Source organism: Roseicyclus sp. (assembly GCF_052168335.1).
Lineage (GTDB): Bacteria > Pseudomonadota > Alphaproteobacteria > Rhodobacterales > Rhodobacteraceae > Roseibacterium.
Genome location: NZ_JBQLZP010000133.1, coordinates 1 through 1,187, shown reverse-complemented (window position 1 = coordinate 1,187; position 1,187 = coordinate 1). Strand labels below are relative to the sequence as shown.

1 protein-coding gene and 1 pseudogene are annotated in these 1,187 nt (G+C 69.8%); one reads left to right on the top strand and one right to left on the bottom strand.

Features of this window, described 5'->3' with window-relative positions:
• A pseudogene (locus ACTS11_RS04235) lies at positions 1-255 on the bottom strand (lytic transglycosylase domain-containing protein); the annotation flags it as partial.
• 133 nt (positions 256-388) lie between these two features.
• On the opposite strand from ACTS11_RS04235, the gene dapA reads away from it, so the two are divergent.
• On the top strand, positions 389-1,187 hold a 799-nt coding region (gene dapA, locus ACTS11_RS04230), incomplete at its 3' end, for a 4-hydroxy-tetrahydrodipicolinate synthase (protein ID WP_442639097.1).

The following is a 1,187-nucleotide window of genomic DNA, read 5'->3' as shown; positions in this document are numbered from 1 at the left end:
GTAGGGAAGGCCGGGCCAGTCGGGGTTCCGCTCGAGGAACGTCACGTAGTCCGCGAACTCCGCCCCGCCCCGGCGCAGGCGCGTCCATTCCACGAGGTCGCGCGCGATGGGGTCGTCGAGGCGCGCCACGGCCTCCGACACCACGGCCGCGTCGCCCCGAAGCGCGGCATCGATGGCGCGCCCGAGCGCCTCGGCGTCGGCGAGGACGGCCGCCGGCCACAGGAAAAGGCAGGTCGCGAGCAGCAGTCGGCGCATCAGCACCCTCCGGTATCCGGTGCGGGACGGCAGGATAGGGCGGACGCGCGCAGGTGCAACTCACGAACTTGGCAATTCCGAAGGCCGGGAGTAGGGTCCGCGCACCCTGACGGATGACATGAAAGACCCCTCGATGCTCAAAGGTTCGATGCCCGCGCTCGTCACTCCCTTCGCGAACGGCGAGGTGGACTACGCGGCGCTGAAATCGCTGGTCGAGTGGCAGATCGCCGAAGGCTCGCACGGGATCGTTCCGGTCGGCACGACGGGCGAGAGCCCGACGCTGACCCACGAGGAGCACGAGCGCGTCATCGAGGAGGTGGTCGCCGCCGCCGCGGGCCGCGTGCCTGTCGTCGCGGGCGCGGGCTCGAACAACACGGTCGAGGCGATCCGCTTCGTCGAGCACGCCAGGTCCGTCGGCGCGGACGCGGCGCTGGTGGTGACGCCCTACTACAACAAGCCGACGCAGAAGGGCCTGATCGCGCATTTCAGCGCGCTGAACGAGATCGGCATCCCGATCATCATCTACAACATCCCGCCCCGCTCGGTGATCGACATGCTGCCCGCCACGATGGGCGAGCTCGCCAAGCTGCCGAACATCGTCGGTGTGAAGGACGCGACGGGCGACCTCTCCCGCGTGCCGAAACAGCGGATCACCTGCGGCAAGGACTTCGTCCAGCTCTCGGGCGAGGACGCGACGGCGGTGGGCTTCAACGCGCAGGGCGGCGTCGGCTGCATCAGCGTGACGGCGAACGTGGCGCCGAAGCTCTGCGCCGAGATGCAGGAGGCGACGCTGGCGGGGGACTACGCGAAGGCGCTCGAGTACCAGGACCGGCTGATGCCGCTTCACGAGGCGATCTTCGCCGAGCCGGGCGTCGCCGGGGCGAAATACGGGCTGTCGGTGCTCGGCAGGTGCTCGGACGAGGTGCGGCTGC